This is a genomic window from Klebsiella oxytoca NBRC 105695, from assembly GCF_001598695.1.
Classification (GTDB): domain Bacteria; phylum Pseudomonadota; class Gammaproteobacteria; order Enterobacterales; family Enterobacteriaceae; genus Klebsiella; species Klebsiella oxytoca.
In genome coordinates, this window is the sequence record NZ_BCZK01000002.1 from 14,166 (window position 1) to 27,283 (window position 13,118).

Here is a 13,118-nt window from a genome sequence, read left to right on the forward strand (position 1 = left end):
AATGACAACACGCTCTCATCATGACCATGTAGAAATGCAGTTTGGCTCACAGGCCAGCGCCTACCTGACCAGCGCCGTACACGCCTCCGGGCGCGATCTGCAACGTCTGGCCGAAAGGCTGGCGGATTTTCCTCAGGCGCACGTGCTGGATATGGGATGCGGCGCCGGCCACGCCAGCTTTGCGGCGGCAGGGCAGGTTGCACAGGTGACGGCGTATGATTTATCCAGCCAGATGCTGGACGTTGTGGCTCAGGCCGCACGTGATAAAGGTTTTGCTAATATTACCACTCAGCAGGGATATGCCGAGTCTTTGCCTTTCGCTGACGCCAGCTTTGATGTAGCGATCAGTCGTTATTCTGCGCATCACTGGCACGATGTCGGTCTGGCGCTGCGTGAAGTGAAGCGAGTGCTGAAGCCGGGCGGAGTAATGATTATTATGGATGTGATGTCGCCCGGGCATCCGGTTCGCGACGTCTGGCTGCAGACCGTTGAGGCCCTGCGCGATACTTCCCATGTCCGCAACTATTCCAGCGGCGAATGGCTGGCAATGACGAGTGAGGCGGGTCTGGTGATTAATCATCTGCTGACCGACCGCTTGCCGCTGGAGTTTGGCTCATGGATTGCGCGCATGCGAACGCCAGCGGCGCTGGCGGAAGCGATTCGCTTATATCAGGAGAGCGCATCGGCTGAGGTTAAGGCCTATTTTGCCCTGCAGCACGATGGTTCGTTCACCAGCGATACGATTATGTTTGAGGCCCACAAGGCGGCCTGACGCCGGGATAAAAAAAGGCACCGCATGGGTGCCTTTATCATGCCTGATGAATCATCAGGATTCTGGTCTGTCGCTGTTTTTCACGAACAGCGTCAGCTGATCGCCGGGCTTCAGGTTGCCAGTATCGCTATTCCAGCGCATGACATCACGAATGTTGACGCCATGGCGTTTCGCAATGCTCGACAGGGAGTCGCCTTTGCGCACGCGATAAGTGATGCTATCGCTGTTGTTAGCCAGACGCTCGGCGCTGCTGCCTGCGCCAATCACCAGATTCTGACCAACCTTCAGGTTAGAACCGCGAATACCGTTCCACTGCTGCAGATCTTTGGTTGATACGCCGAGACGCGACGCAATGCCGGAAATCGTATCGCCGGAACGCACCTTGTAGCTACGGCTGGTTAACGGCTTGTTGTCAGCCAGCAGCGTCGGCTGCACGGCTGCAATATCGCCGGAAGCCAACGATTCGCGCAGCTGTGCGGCGTGCTTCTGCGGCACCAGCACGTAGTTTGGCCCATTCGCGCCCAGGGTTGATCCTTTGACGCCAGCATTGAAGGTCTTCAGCTTGCTGACCGGCATTCCTGCCATATCGGCTAACTGTGAAATCTCAACCGGGCTGTCGAGACGTACGCGCGCCAGAGCCCGGCTTTCGTCTGCCGTCGGCAGCCTCACGCCGTAGCGCTTGCTGTTCTTGAGGATATCGCTCAGGGCCAGCATTTTCGGTACGTATATTTTGGTTTCATGCGGCAAAGACAGCGACCAGAAATCGGTGGGTTTACCACGCGCTTTGTTCGCTTTGATCGCCTTCATGACCCGGCCTTCGCCGCTGTTATACGCCGCAACGGTTAACAACCAGTCGCCGTCGAACATTTTGTTCAGACGTTGCATCATGTTTAACGCTGCCGTGGTTGAGGCAACGATGTCACGACGCGCATCGTAACTGCGGGTCTGTTTCAAACCATAATTGCGCCCGGTGCTCGGAATGATCTGCCAGATGCCTGCGGCATTGGCGCCAGACGTTGCGTGCGGGTCAAAAGCGCTCTCCACTATGGGTAGTAATACCAGTTCCATCGGCATGTTACGTTTCTTAACTTGCCCGGCTATCCAGTACATATACGGCTCTGCCCGTAAAGTTACATCGTGGAGATAGCTCTTATTTCTTAAATACTTCTGTTTTTGTTCGCGAATCCGGACGTTTTCCGGAATTCCCATCTTTAGCTCGTCGCCTATCGAAGTCCACAGATCCTGGTCTTGCGCGTAGAAGGTTCCATCATCTAACCAGCGCGCTCGACTTGTGAACTTGCTTGCTTCCCCTTGACTCGCTGCAGAAAGGCTCTGTGCGTGCTGTTGTACGGTGCCATCGTTCTTAGACGCCTGGCACCCCACCAGCAGGACAGAGGCGAGTAAAATCGCTCGTGCCTTCATGTGTGTGTCAATAGTTGCTTAAAAGACGAGCAAGGATAACGGTGAAGTCCCCCGAAGACAAGAATTAAATCTCAGAAGTCGTCTTTCTTTGACCTTAACCACGCAAATCTCTGAACAGAGTGTTGCAAATTTGTTTCTTTGTTTATTTCTTCAATTAAATCATGATCATCTGTACGTAAAAATAAATTTATACGACGTTCATTTTTCAGAGTTACGGGTAGTGTCTTTTGTTTTTTTGCGCGTAACTCATTAACTTTGCGATAGTAATCATTTATATCCTTATCATGGGGCAAGATGCTCATTGCAAACTTCATATTTGCTAAAGTGTACTCATGTGCGCAACATATTAACGTTTCATCAGGAAGGGCGTTAATCTTTTTAAATGATTGATACATCTGGTCTGGTGTGCCTTCAAAGAGTCTGCCGCAGCCGCCGGAAAACATTGTATCGCCACAAAATAGATAAGGTTTACTGTAGAAACAGATGTGTCCTAAAGTGTGACCTGGCGTAGCAAAAATAGAAAATTCGCGGCCCAAAACGGACAGGCTTTCTCCGTCCTTTACGATGCAGGTTGCTCCCTTATCCTGGGTTTCTGCCGGTCCGTAAACCGCTATTGCCGGGAATTTTTCACATAGTTGTTTTACGCCGCCAACGTGGTCGTGATGGTGATGCGTTAAGAAGATGGCTTCCGGCTGCCAGCGGTTTTGTTCTATCGCGGCGAGCACCGGCGCGGCTTCTCCCGGGTCGACTATCAGACAGCGGCCGCTATCTTCACTGAGAACCCAGATGTAGTTGTCCTGAAATGCGGGAATACTGATAAGATTCATAAATTACCTCTAAAGCGTAGCGGAAGGTTGCGATGAAGCCGGCAAGGATACCTCAGACAGTTACAGCGCCAGAGCACTGGTCCAGCATGCCCTGGGGCGAATACTACCGCGAATCGCTGGAACGGCAGATGAAACCGTGGCTGGCTAAATTATATGGCTTTCATTTACTTAAGATTGGCAATCTGAGCGCGGAAATCAATACGGAGTCCTGCGCGATTTCCCATCAGGTGAATGTCTCTTTACAGGGTAATCCCGTGCAGGTAAAGGCCGATCCGCTGCATTTGCCTTTTGCCGAGAAGTCGGTTGATGCCTGCCTGCTGGCGCATACCTTACCCTGGTGTAGCGATCCGCATCGACTGCTGCGGGAAGCAGACCGAGTGCTGATTGACGATGGCTGGATCATTTTGACCAGTTTTAACCCCATGAGCCTGATGGGATTACGCAAGCTGGTGCCGGTCTTGCGCAATAAGCCCCCCTATAACAGCCGCATGTTTACTTTAACGCGTCAGATGGACTGGCTGGCGCTGCTGAATTTTGAAGTGATGCATCACGGTTGCTACCAGGTCCTTCCCTGGTCTCGTCACGGGGGGAAAATGCTCAGCACCCATTTACCTGCTTTAGGATGTTTACAGCTCATTATTGCCCGTAAACGTACGATCCCCTTGACGCTAAACCCGATGAAATCGGGCAAAGCAAAAAAACGGATACCGCAGGCGGTGGGCGCCACACGTCAGTGGCGCAAGGGGCAAAATTAGCGCTCTGCCAGATAACCGGTATCATCCCGGGTGGGATGAGAGGCGGCCGCGCGCGCCAGTTCGTCGCAGCGTTCGTTTTCCGGATGCCCCGCGTGGCCTTTGACCCACTCCCATTTTATTTTGTGTTGACCCAGCGCAGCGTCCAGGCGCTGCCAGAGATCGACATTTTTGACCGGTTTTTTATCCGCCGTTTTCCAGCCGCGCTTTTTCCAGTTGTGGATCCACTGAGTAATACCCTGACGCACATACTGGCTGTCGGTACTGAGGATCACTTCGCAATGTTCTTTCAGCGCTTCGAGGGCGACGATGGCGGCCATCATCTCCATGCGGTTATTCGTCGTGAGGTTAAAGCCTTCGCTAAAGGTTTTTTCTTTTCCGCGATAGCGTAAAATTGCACCGTAGCCGCCGGGGCCTGGATTGCCCAGGCAGGAACCATCGGTGAAAATTTCTACCTGTTTGAGCATCTCTGGTAGACTTCCTGTAATTGAAATCGATACGTAAAACGGTAAGTCTGACATAAATGACCGCTATGAGCACTGCAATTACACGACAGATCGTTCTCGATACCGAAACCACCGGTATGAATCAGATTGGTGCGCACTATGAGGGGCATAAGATAATCGAGATCGGCGCGGTAGAGGTGATCAACCGCCGCCTGACCGGGAACAACTTCCACGTCTATCTTAAGCCGGATCGCCTGGTGGACCCTGAAGCTTTTGGCGTCCACGGTATTGCGGACGAATTCCTCATGGATAAGCCCGTGTTTGGCGATGTTGTCGATGAGTTTCTCGATTACATCCGCGGCGCGGAGCTGGTCATCCATAACGCATCGTTCGATATCGGCTTTATGGACTATGAATTTAGCAAGCTGAATCGCGGCATTCCGAAGACCGATACTTTTTGCAAGGTGACCGACAGCCTGGCCCTGGCGCGTAAGATGTTCCCGGGCAAGCGCAATAGCCTTGATGCTCTTTGCTCGCGTTATGAAATAGATAACAGCAAGCGAACGCTCCATGGGGCTCTGCTCGATGCCCAGATTCTGGCCGATGTTTATCTGATGATGACCGGCGGTCAGACGACGATGGCTTTCTCTATGGAAGGGGAAGGGCAGCGGCAGGCCGGAGATACGGGAATACAGCGCGTTGTCCGGGCAGCCAGTAAGCTACGCGTAGTTTATGCCACTGATGAAGAGCTGGTGAACCATGAATCCCGCCTCGATCTGGTACAAAAGAAAGGCGGAAGCTGCCTGTGGCGGGCATGATTGTGCAGTAAACGCGTTAAAAATAATCTGATGGGTGATTTTTGCAGCAAGCGATTCAAAAATGAAGAAAAAGCGTTGACGGAGTAGAGGGGAAACCGTAATATTCGCCTCGTTCCCAACGGAACAGTATGTGGAGCGGTAGTTCAGTCGGTTAGAATACCTGCCTGTCACGCAGGGGGTCGCGGGTTCGAGTCCCGTCCGTTCCGCCACTATTCAGAAAGCCTGAATCAGAAATGATTCAGGCTTTCGTCGTTTTAGCCTGCTGAATCATTACTCTTCCCTCTTTTCGCCAGCGAGCGGTATGCCGCATTAACGCTTTTGCTCTGAGCAGCGTGAGTTTTCTCTGGGGTCTCAGGGGCGCGTTATCGCGGGGGTTTAAGGCATAAAGAAAGGGAGCACAGGCTCCCTGATATGCGGTCTTTAATTGAGCGTGAAGGGGTCGGCATCCTGCCAGGCTGGAAACTTCTCGCGATACTCGTTCAGCGCCGTCAATGAAAGCTCTGCGTCAAGGCGAGTGGCCTGATGCGGCTCGGCGGTGGCGATAATTTCGCCCTGCGGCGTAATTATCCGACTGTCGCCCCGGTAATGGTGGCCATTGCCGTCGGTACCGACGCGATTGCATCCGGCAACATAAGCCTGATTTTCGATAGCCCTGGCCACCAGTAGCGACTGCCAGTGCGTTGAGCGTGGTGCGGGCCAGTTGGCAACATACAGCGCTAAATCGTAGTCGTTATGATTGCGCGACCAGACCGGGAAGCGCAGGTCGTAGCACACCAGCGGCAGGATCCTCCAGCCGCGCCATGCAAAAATGACCCGTTCGTTACCCGCCTGGTAATGGTGATGTTCATCCGCCATGCGGAACAGATGTCGTTTATCATAGAAATGGATTTTACCCTCGGGCTCCACCAGCAAAAAACGGTTAACGGGCCCGCGTTCCGTTTGCAGCGCCGCGCTGCCGGCAATCAGCGCATTGGTTTGCGCGGCTTTAGCTCCCATCCAGGCAACCACTTCCTCTTGCGATAGCGACTGTTTTGCCGCCTCCATCGCGAAACCGGTGGTGAACATTTCGGGTAAAACAATGAGGTCCCGCCCGGTAATCCCTTCCAGTTGACGATCGAAATGACGCAGGTTGGCGGGACCGTCCATCCACACCAGCGGTTGTTGTAAAAGGGTAATTTTCAGTCCGGGCACGGTGGTAACTCCAGCGTTGTGAAAGGAATGATAAATACTTTAACACCATATCAGCAGGCGGAGGGCTCACGGAATAGTTTGTCAAAGAAATGACAGGACGGGATATCGCTTATGGAGAACTGCCAGAAAAAAGAGAGGCGGGAGGCCCGCCTCGATCGTGATGTGATTATTTTTTAGTTTTAGGCCGCTTCAATCTTGCGAACCTTCTCCGGCAGCTTTACCGGTCGGGTCGCCAGTTCATCCGGGGCGAAGTCGTCGACGTTGATGCTGCGCAGACGGCTGGTTTCAGCACGGACCAGGATGTCCGCCTCGTCCTGATTGATTAACCCTTTTGCCAGCGCGTTACGGGCCAGTTCATCAAGTCGGGTAAAGGACAGATTCTTGCCCAGCTCTTTACAGATACGCTGGTGGATAGGATCTGCCGCCATCACATCAAGCAGCGCTTCCTCCAGCAGACCGACCGGGTTATGCTCGCTCGGCGTCAGATACTGACCGCGGCCGATACGAGAACGCGTCGCGCTCGGAACCTGCAGGATTTTCGCGACTTTATGATCCAGCTTGTCTGAAGGCGCCAGGTAATGACGTCCGGTCGGGAAGATAGCCACGCGAAGCGCGCCCGCTACCAGACGATTCGGGAAGTTCACCAACAGATCGTCAATCGCCTGCTCGGCCTGATACAGCGCATCCTGCACCCCCCAGTGCACCAGCGGTAAGTCCGCTTCGTTACGCCCCTCATCGTCATAGCGTTTCAGGACCGCCGACGCCAGGTAGAGCTGGCTCAGCACATCGCCCAGACGCGCAGAAATTCTTTCACGACGCTTCAGACTACCGCCCAGTACCGCCATTGAGACATCGGACAGCAGAGCCAGGTTGGCGCTCAGGCGGTTCATATGCTGATAGTAGCGACGAGTGGCATCGCGGGTCGGCGAGCTGCTGGTAAGGCCGCGAGTCAGGCCCAGCCAGAAACTGCGTACCTTGTTGCTTCCTACGTGGCCGATGTGTTTAAACAGCAGCTTATCGAAAGCGTTAACGTCGTTATTCTGCGCCGCCGCCATTTCATCCAGCACGTATGGATGGCAACGAATCGCCCCCTGGCCGAAGATCATCATGCTGCGGGTAAGAATATTCGCGCCTTCAACGGTGATGGCGATTGGCGCGCCCTGATAAGCCCGCGCCAGGAAGTTTCCGCTGCCGAGCATAATGCCTTTACCACCGGTAATATCCATTGCATCGATGATCGAGCGCTGGCCGCGGTGGGTACAGTGGTACTTCACGATTGCCGACAGTACCGCAGGTTTTTCGCCAAGCATAATGCCGTAGGTTATCAACGAGGCGGCAGCATCCATTACGTAGGCGTTGCCTGCAATACGCGCCAGCGGTTCTTCGATCCCTTCCATTTTACCGATGGAGATTTTGAACTGGCGGCGAATGTGCGCATAGGCGCCGGTGGCCATGGCGACAGACTTCAGGCCCCCGGTGGCGTTCGATGGCAGGGTGATACCGCGACCTACGGATAAGCACTCAACGAGCATCCGCCAGCCCTGGCCGGCCATGGTCGGGCCACCGATAATGTAGTCGATAGGAACGAAAATATCTTTACCCTGGGTCGGACCATTCTGGAATGGAACGTTCAGCGGGAAATGACGACGACCGATCTCAACGCCCGGCGTGGTTGTCGGGATGAGGGCGCAGGTAATACCCAGCTCTTCTTCACCTCCCAGCAGACGGTCGGGGTCGGAGAGTTTAAATGCCAGCCCCAGCACGGTGGCGATAGGGGCAAGCGTAATATAGCGTTTGTTCCAGGTCAGACGCATACCCAGCACCTGCTGGCCTTGCCATTCGCCCATGCAGACCACGCCGGTATCCGGAATCGCGCCGGCATCTGAACCCGCTTCCGGGCTGGTCAGCGCGAAGCAGGGAATTTCCTGGCCGCGAGCCAGGCGTGGCAGATAGTGATTTTTCTGTTCTTCCGTACCGTAATGCTGCAGCAGCTCGCCCGGGCCTAATGAGTTAGGCACGCCGACGGTAATCGCCAGAATACCGGAGACGCCCGACAACTTTTGCAGAACGCGAGCCTGTGCATAAGCGGAGAACTCCAGCCCGCCGTACTCTTTCTTAATGATCATCGCAAAGAAGCGATGCTCTTTCAGATAAGCCCACAGCTCCGGCGGCAGATCCGCCATTTCGTGAGTGATTTCGAAGTCGTTCGCCATTCGGCAGGCTTCTTCAACCGGGCCGTCAATAAAGGCTTGTTCTTCGGCAGTCAGGCGCGGCTGCGGGTAGTTGTGCAGTTTCTGCCAGTCGGGATTGCCGCGGAACAGATCGCCTTCCCACCATGTTGTCCCGGCATCAATTGCTTCTTTCTCGGTACGCGACATCGGCGGCATGACCTTACGGAAAGCGCGGAAGGCTGGCACTGAAATCATAGATTTGCGCATCGGCGCAAAATTGAACGGCAGTAAAAGGATTGCCAGCGGGACCAGCAGCCAGATATTCCACAGCCCTGCAATGCCGAGCGCGGCGGTCCAGAGCAGCAAAATCGCGCTGCTGAGCAGCAGACTGATTCGGTGATAGAAGAGCGCACCGAGTAAAACAACGGTTGCAACAATACTCAAAATCATCATAGAGAAATGCTCCCTGTCTTGTAGGAGGTCTGACCACTTGTGATGATATGGTTGTAGTGGATGTAATTTGTTTTAGCAATGTGTTTACAAAATAATTACAACCTTGCTCACATTGTTGTACGGAATTGCGGCACATAAAAGCAAAACGCCAGAGGATAACCGCGCCTGCGGCTTCTCGCTTCGCCGGCTATCCGGTAAACTGCCTGGGTTATCCCACCCATACTGAAGGATTATCCTCATGTACCAGGATCTTATTCGTAACGAACTGAACGAAGCCGCCGAAACGCTGGCCAATTTTCTGCAGGACGAAGCCAATATCCATGCGATTCAGCGCGCAGCGGTGCTGCTGGCGGATAGCTTTAAGGCCGGCGGTAAGGTGCTCTCCTGCGGTAATGGCGGTTCGCACTGCGATGCGATGCACTTTGCGGAAGAGCTGACCGGGCGCTATCGTGAAAATCGCCCCGGCTATCCGGCCATTGCGATTTCAGACGTGAGCCACCTTTCTTGCGTGAGTAATGATTTTGGCTATGAATATGTTTTCTCGCGCTATGTGGAATCTGTGGGGCGTGCAGGGGACGTACTGCTGGGGATCTCCACTTCCGGAAATTCTGGTAACGTCATCAAAGCGATCGAAGCTGCCCGCGCTCAGGGCATGAAAGTTATTACCCTGACCGGTAAAGACGGCGGTAAAATGGCAGGCTCTGCGGACGTTGAAATCCGCGTACCGCATTTTGGCTATGCCGACCGCATTCAGGAAATCCATATTAAAGTGATACATATCCTGATTATGCTGATCGAAAAAGAGATGGTTAAAGCTTAAAAGGCTATTTTGTTAGCCATTTTGAACCCGGTCAGTGCTCAGACAAAACTCACCGAGTTTTGAACGCCCTTCAGGGCGGCCCGGAGGGTGAGCGTAGCGAATCATCCTCACGTACATGAAGTACGCTCCGGTTTCTGTGCGCTGGCCGTGTCCAAACTGACAGCACCAGTAACGCCTTTTATGTTTCAGTAAGTGGTATGAGGTGATCTATGTGCGAACTGCTCGGGATGAGCGCGAATGTGCCAACTGATATTTGTTTCAGCTTTACCGGGCTGGTTCAGCGCGGTGGCGGAACCGGGCCGCATAAGGACGGCTGGGGAATTACCTTTTATGAAGGTAAAGGCTGTCGCACATTTAAAGATCCGCAGCCTAGCTTTCAATCGCCCATCGCTAAGCTGGTGCAGGAATACCCCATTAAATCCTGCTCGGTTATCGCCCATATTCGTCAGGCCAACCGCGGTATTGTCGCGCTGGAAAATACTCATCCCTTTACCCGCGAACTCTGGGGACGTAACTGGACCTATGCGCATAACGGCCAGCTGGAGGGGTATGAGTCTCTCGAGACGGGAAATCTGTATCCTGTCGGGGAAACCGATAGCGAAAAGGCGTTCTGCTGGCTGCTACATAGCATCACCGAACGCTATCCGGAAATGCCGGGAGACATGGTTGAGGTTTTCCGGTTTATCGCCACGCTCGCCGGGGAGCTGCGTGAAAAAGGCGTGTTTAACATGCTGCTCTCCGATGGGCGCTACGTCATGGCGTTTTGCTCAACGAATTTATACTGGATTACGCGACGGGCACCGTTTGGCGTAGCGACGCTGCTGGATCAGGATGTCGAGATTGACTTTCAACGCGAGACCACACCGAATGATGTGGTCACCGTTATCGCCACCCAGCCGCTGACCGGTAACGAAACCTGGCATAAAATCATGCCAGGCGAGTGGGCGCTATTTTGCCTCGGGGACCGTGTAGTTTGAAGCAAGCTGTGGCTGAACGACTTCGTGGCTGAGCGGTTTGCTCACTACGTAGCGGCCATCGACTACGGAAACCACCGGCGGCTTGTGCGTCAGGCGGAAGTAATCATACCCGGGTTTCAGCTGCTTCCAGAAATCCGCGAAGTAGGAAAACTTGTGGCGCGCCATGTTGGCATCGGTCATGCGGAAAGGATAAATACTCACCTGAACGTTGGGCTGACCAAAAACTAAGGCGCCGGTGACGAACTGGAAAATCTCGTCAATGCCGGTATCGGTCATGGCGTAGCAGCCGACCGATACGCAGGCGCCGTGAATCATCAGATATTTGCCTTCGTAACCATGCGCCCGATCGTAGGCGTTCGGAAAGCCGATATTGATCGCTTTATAGAAACGACTATCGGGTTTTAACTGGTTACGGGAAACATTGTAAAAACCTTCCGGGCTTTTGAAGTCGCCCTGACGCTGCTTTGGCCCGAGACCGCCGGAGTAGTTACAAATGCGGTAGCTGTCGAGAAGCTGCCAGGTTTCGCCCATCTTGACGTAAAGATCGAGCATGCGCTCTTCTTTAAAGATCTCAATGTAGACCGGCGAGCCCATGAGCTGCTGCTTATACTCTTTGCTCATCGGCGTTGTCGAGCTGTTACTGCTAAGTAGCCCTGCGAATGAAACGCATGGCAACAGAAGCATCGCAATAAATAATGCGATTTTGCGCATACTACTTGTTCCTTGATAAAACAAATAACCACATTGCCAGGACGGCAAGAGAGACCCGAAATCAGAGTATTCTGGTTTTAGAGCGCTCACATTAGCATCACGGCATTTTTTCGCAAGCACGACGTGCTGCGTTTACGTCTGAGTTTTCCGTTATAGCGAATCCTGGGGCAAAGCGCAGTCAGAACTTTGCGTAATAGCTCGCATTTTAGAACCACTTAGTGGCGGTTTGTCTACAGGCGCCGCTCACGAAATGTTACACTTGGCCCGCTAACTGTTCAGGGTAAGAAAGGATGCTTCTCTCCCGTCTTGTGAATCACCAGGACTATGATGTTCCTTTCTTCCTCATATATTCCATTAATTATGCTGGCCTCGGCCCGAAACCGGGGTTTAAGTAACGGATACCTGCTAACGATATGATTAAAATCACGAAAGGGCTGAATTTGCCCATAGCTGGCATGCCATCACAGCAGATTTCTTCGAAGACTGCGGTCAAGCGCGTTGCGCTGTTGGGTGAAGAGTACGTCGGTATGCGCCCATCAATGGCGGTGCGTGAAGGGGACCGGGTGCAAAAAGGTCAACTTCTGTTCGAAGATAAAAAAAATCCTGGCGTGCGTTTTACTGCACCTGCGAGTGGAACCGTCAGCGCCATTCATCGCGGCGAGCGCCGGGTTCTGCAGTCGGTCGTTATTGATGTGGATGGCGAAGAGTCCGTTCATTTTCCCCGCTATGAATTAGCCGAACTTGCCGGATTGACGCGCGAGAGCGTTCAGCAGCAGCTGCTGGAGTCCGGGCTGTGGACGGCATTTCGCACCCGCCCTTTCAGTAAAATACCTGCGCCGGGCAGCGTTCCTGCGGCCATTTTTGTCACCGCGATAGACACGAATCCGCTGGCGGCCGATCCTCAGCCAATCATTCTGGCCCAGCGCGAAGCGTTTGACGCCGGTTTGACGCTGTTGACGCGGTTGACCGACGGTAAAGTTCACGTGTGTCAGGCTGGCGGCGGCAAGCTTGGCGGGCATCCTGTCGGCCAGGTGACCTTTAATCAGTTTGCCGGTCCGCATCCGGCCGGGCTGGTGGGGACTCACATTCATTTTCTTGAGCCGGTCAGCCTGAAAAAGCAGGTCTGGCATCTTAACTATCAGGATGTTATCGCCGTCGGCAAAGTGTTCCTTGAAGGGGAGTTGTACAACGAACGCATCGTTGCTCTTGGCGGCCCGCAGGTCAAAGAGCCTCGTTTGTTAAAGACCTGCTTAGGCGCCAGCCTTGATGAACTGCTTGAAGATGAGCTGCTGGACGATGAAAACCGCATTATCTCTGGTTCAGTCCTCAGCGGAACCCATGCGTGCGGGCCTCATGCTTTCCTTGGGCGCTTTCATTTACAGATAAGCGTTGTGAAAGAGGGGCGCGAGAAAGAGCTATTCGGCTGGGTGATGCCGGGGAAAGATAAATTCTCCATTACCCGTACCACCGTCGGTCACTTTCTGAAGCGTAAGCTATTTAATTTCTCGACGGATACCAACGGCGGCGAGCGGGCTATGGTACCGATTGGCAACTATGAGCGAGTGATGCCGCTGGATATTCTGCCCACCATACTGCTGCGCGATTTGCTGGCGGGAGATACCGACAGCGCGCAGGCGCTGGGCTGTCTGGAACTGGATGAAGAAGACCTGGCGCTTTGCACCTACGTTTGTCCCGGCAAGTATGAATATGGTCCGGCATTGCGCAGCGTGTTAACCCAGATTGAGCAGGAAGGATAAG

12 protein-coding genes and 1 tRNA gene are annotated in these 13,118 nt (G+C 53.7%); 7 read left to right on the forward strand and 6 right to left on the reverse strand.

What is annotated here, in order from left to right; all coding sequences use genetic code 11:
* Position 1: 1 nt before the first annotated feature.
* Positions 2-772 carry a class I SAM-dependent methyltransferase gene (locus KO1_RS03720; RefSeq protein ID WP_004099138.1) on the forward strand — a complete coding sequence of 257 codons (771 nt, stop codon included), beginning with the start codon at positions 2-4 and terminating at the stop codon, positions 770-772.
* A gap of 54 nt (positions 773-826) precedes the next feature.
* Here KO1_RS03720 and mltD read toward each other — a convergent pair whose 3' ends face one another.
* Positions 827-2,194, reverse strand: a complete 1,368-nt coding sequence (gene mltD / locus KO1_RS03725; RefSeq protein WP_004099139.1) for a murein transglycosylase D — start codon at positions 2,192-2,194, stop codon at positions 827-829.
* Positions 2,195-2,265: 71 nt separating this feature from the next.
* On the reverse strand, positions 2,266-3,021 hold the full coding sequence (gene gloB / locus KO1_RS03730) for a hydroxyacylglutathione hydrolase (RefSeq protein WP_004099140.1): 756 nt from the start codon (positions 3,019-3,021) through the stop codon (positions 2,266-2,268).
* Between the two features lie 32 nt (positions 3,022-3,053).
* On the opposite strand from gloB, the gene KO1_RS03735 reads away from it, so the two are divergent.
* Entirely contained in the window at positions 3,054-3,776 is a 723-nt protein-coding gene (locus KO1_RS03735) for a class I SAM-dependent methyltransferase (protein WP_004099141.1), read from the forward strand.
* On the opposite strand, the gene rnhA is transcribed toward KO1_RS03735, so the two are convergent.
* Complete coding sequence (gene rnhA, locus KO1_RS03740) at positions 3,773-4,240, reverse strand: ribonuclease HI (protein WP_004099142.1); 468 nt, start codon at positions 4,238-4,240, stop codon at positions 3,773-3,775. The genes KO1_RS03735 and rnhA overlap by 4 nt on opposite strands.
* A 65-nt stretch (positions 4,241-4,305) precedes the next feature.
* Between rnhA and dnaQ the strand changes: the two genes are divergently transcribed.
* Positions 4,306-5,037: a DNA polymerase III subunit epsilon gene (dnaQ, locus tag KO1_RS03745; protein WP_085955793.1), complete on the forward strand. Its 732-nt coding sequence runs from the start codon at positions 4,306-4,308 to the stop codon at positions 5,035-5,037.
* Positions 5,038-5,169: 132 nt separating this feature from the next.
* Positions 5,170-5,246: transfer RNA gene (locus tag KO1_RS03750), tRNA-Asp, on the forward strand.
* Positions 5,247-5,457: 211 nt separating this feature from the next.
* Here the strand turns inward: KO1_RS03750 and KO1_RS03755 are convergent.
* Complete coding sequence (locus KO1_RS03755; RefSeq protein WP_004099144.1) at positions 5,458-6,228, reverse strand: amidohydrolase; 771 nt, start codon at positions 6,226-6,228, stop codon at positions 5,458-5,460.
* A gap of 179 nt (positions 6,229-6,407) precedes the next feature.
* Positions 6,408-8,852, reverse strand: coding sequence for an acyl-CoA dehydrogenase FadE (gene fadE, locus KO1_RS03760; protein WP_004099146.1), 2,445 nt, complete (start codon positions 8,850-8,852; stop codon positions 6,408-6,410).
* Positions 8,853-9,090: 238 nt separating this feature from the next.
* Here fadE and lpcA point away from each other — a divergent pair, with 238 nt between their 5' ends.
* Together lpcA and KO1_RS03770 are read left to right on the forward strand one after the other, a co-directional pair.
* The gene (gene lpcA / locus KO1_RS03765; RefSeq protein WP_004099149.1) at positions 9,091-9,672 is read left to right on the forward strand and encodes a D-sedoheptulose 7-phosphate isomerase; all 582 of its coding nucleotides are present in this window, start codon (positions 9,091-9,093) and stop codon (positions 9,670-9,672) included.
* A 209-nt stretch (positions 9,673-9,881) separates the two neighbouring features.
* Positions 9,882-10,649: a class II glutamine amidotransferase gene (locus tag KO1_RS03770; protein WP_004099151.1), complete on the forward strand. Its 768-nt coding sequence runs from the start codon at positions 9,882-9,884 to the stop codon at positions 10,647-10,649.
* Here the strand turns inward: KO1_RS03770 and dpaA are convergent.
* Entirely contained in the window at positions 10,620-11,360 is a 741-nt protein-coding gene (gene dpaA / locus KO1_RS03775) for a peptidoglycan meso-diaminopimelic acid protein amidase (RefSeq protein WP_004099152.1), read from the reverse strand. The two genes, KO1_RS03770 and dpaA, sit on opposite strands and share 30 nt — an antisense overlap.
* 413 nt (positions 11,361-11,773) lie before the next feature.
* Between dpaA and KO1_RS03780 the strand changes: the two genes are divergently transcribed.
* Positions 11,774-13,117: a Na(+)-translocating NADH-quinone reductase subunit A gene (locus KO1_RS03780; RefSeq protein ID WP_032727843.1), complete on the forward strand. Its 1,344-nt coding sequence runs from the start codon at positions 11,774-11,776 to the stop codon at positions 13,115-13,117.
* The last annotated feature ends 1 nt before the right edge of the window (position 13,118 follow it).

What these genes read in the sequence shown, in the direction of transcription:
- dpaA (WP_004099152.1), bottom strand. Translation starts at nt 11,360, where the DNA reads ATGCGCAAAATCGCATTATTTATTGCGATGCTTCTGTTGCCATGCGTT.
- rnhA (WP_004099142.1), bottom strand. Translation starts at nt 4,240, where the DNA reads ATGCTCAAACAGGTAGAAATTTTCACCGATGGTTCCTGCCTGGGCAAT.
- KO1_RS03735 (WP_004099141.1), top strand. Translation starts at nt 3,054, where the DNA reads ATGAAGCCGGCAAGGATACCTCAGACAGTTACAGCGCCAGAGCACTGG.
- KO1_RS03780 (WP_032727843.1), top strand. Translation starts at nt 11,774, where the DNA reads ATGATTAAAATCACGAAAGGGCTGAATTTGCCCATAGCTGGCATGCCA.
- KO1_RS03770 (WP_004099151.1), top strand. Translation starts at nt 9,882, where the DNA reads ATGTGCGAACTGCTCGGGATGAGCGCGAATGTGCCAACTGATATTTGT.
- lpcA (WP_004099149.1), top strand. Translation starts at nt 9,091, where the DNA reads ATGTACCAGGATCTTATTCGTAACGAACTGAACGAAGCCGCCGAAACG.
- KO1_RS03720 (WP_004099138.1), top strand. Translation starts at nt 2, where the DNA reads ATGACAACACGCTCTCATCATGACCATGTAGAAATGCAGTTTGGCTCA.
- dnaQ (WP_085955793.1), top strand. Translation starts at nt 4,306, where the DNA reads ATGAGCACTGCAATTACACGACAGATCGTTCTCGATACCGAAACCACC.
- gloB (WP_004099140.1), bottom strand. Translation starts at nt 3,021, where the DNA reads ATGAATCTTATCAGTATTCCCGCATTTCAGGACAACTACATCTGGGTT.
- mltD (WP_004099139.1), bottom strand. Translation starts at nt 2,194, where the DNA reads ATGAAGGCACGAGCGATTTTACTCGCCTCTGTCCTGCTGGTGGGGTGC.
- fadE (WP_004099146.1), bottom strand. Translation starts at nt 8,852, where the DNA reads ATGATGATTTTGAGTATTGTTGCAACCGTTGTTTTACTCGGTGCGCTC.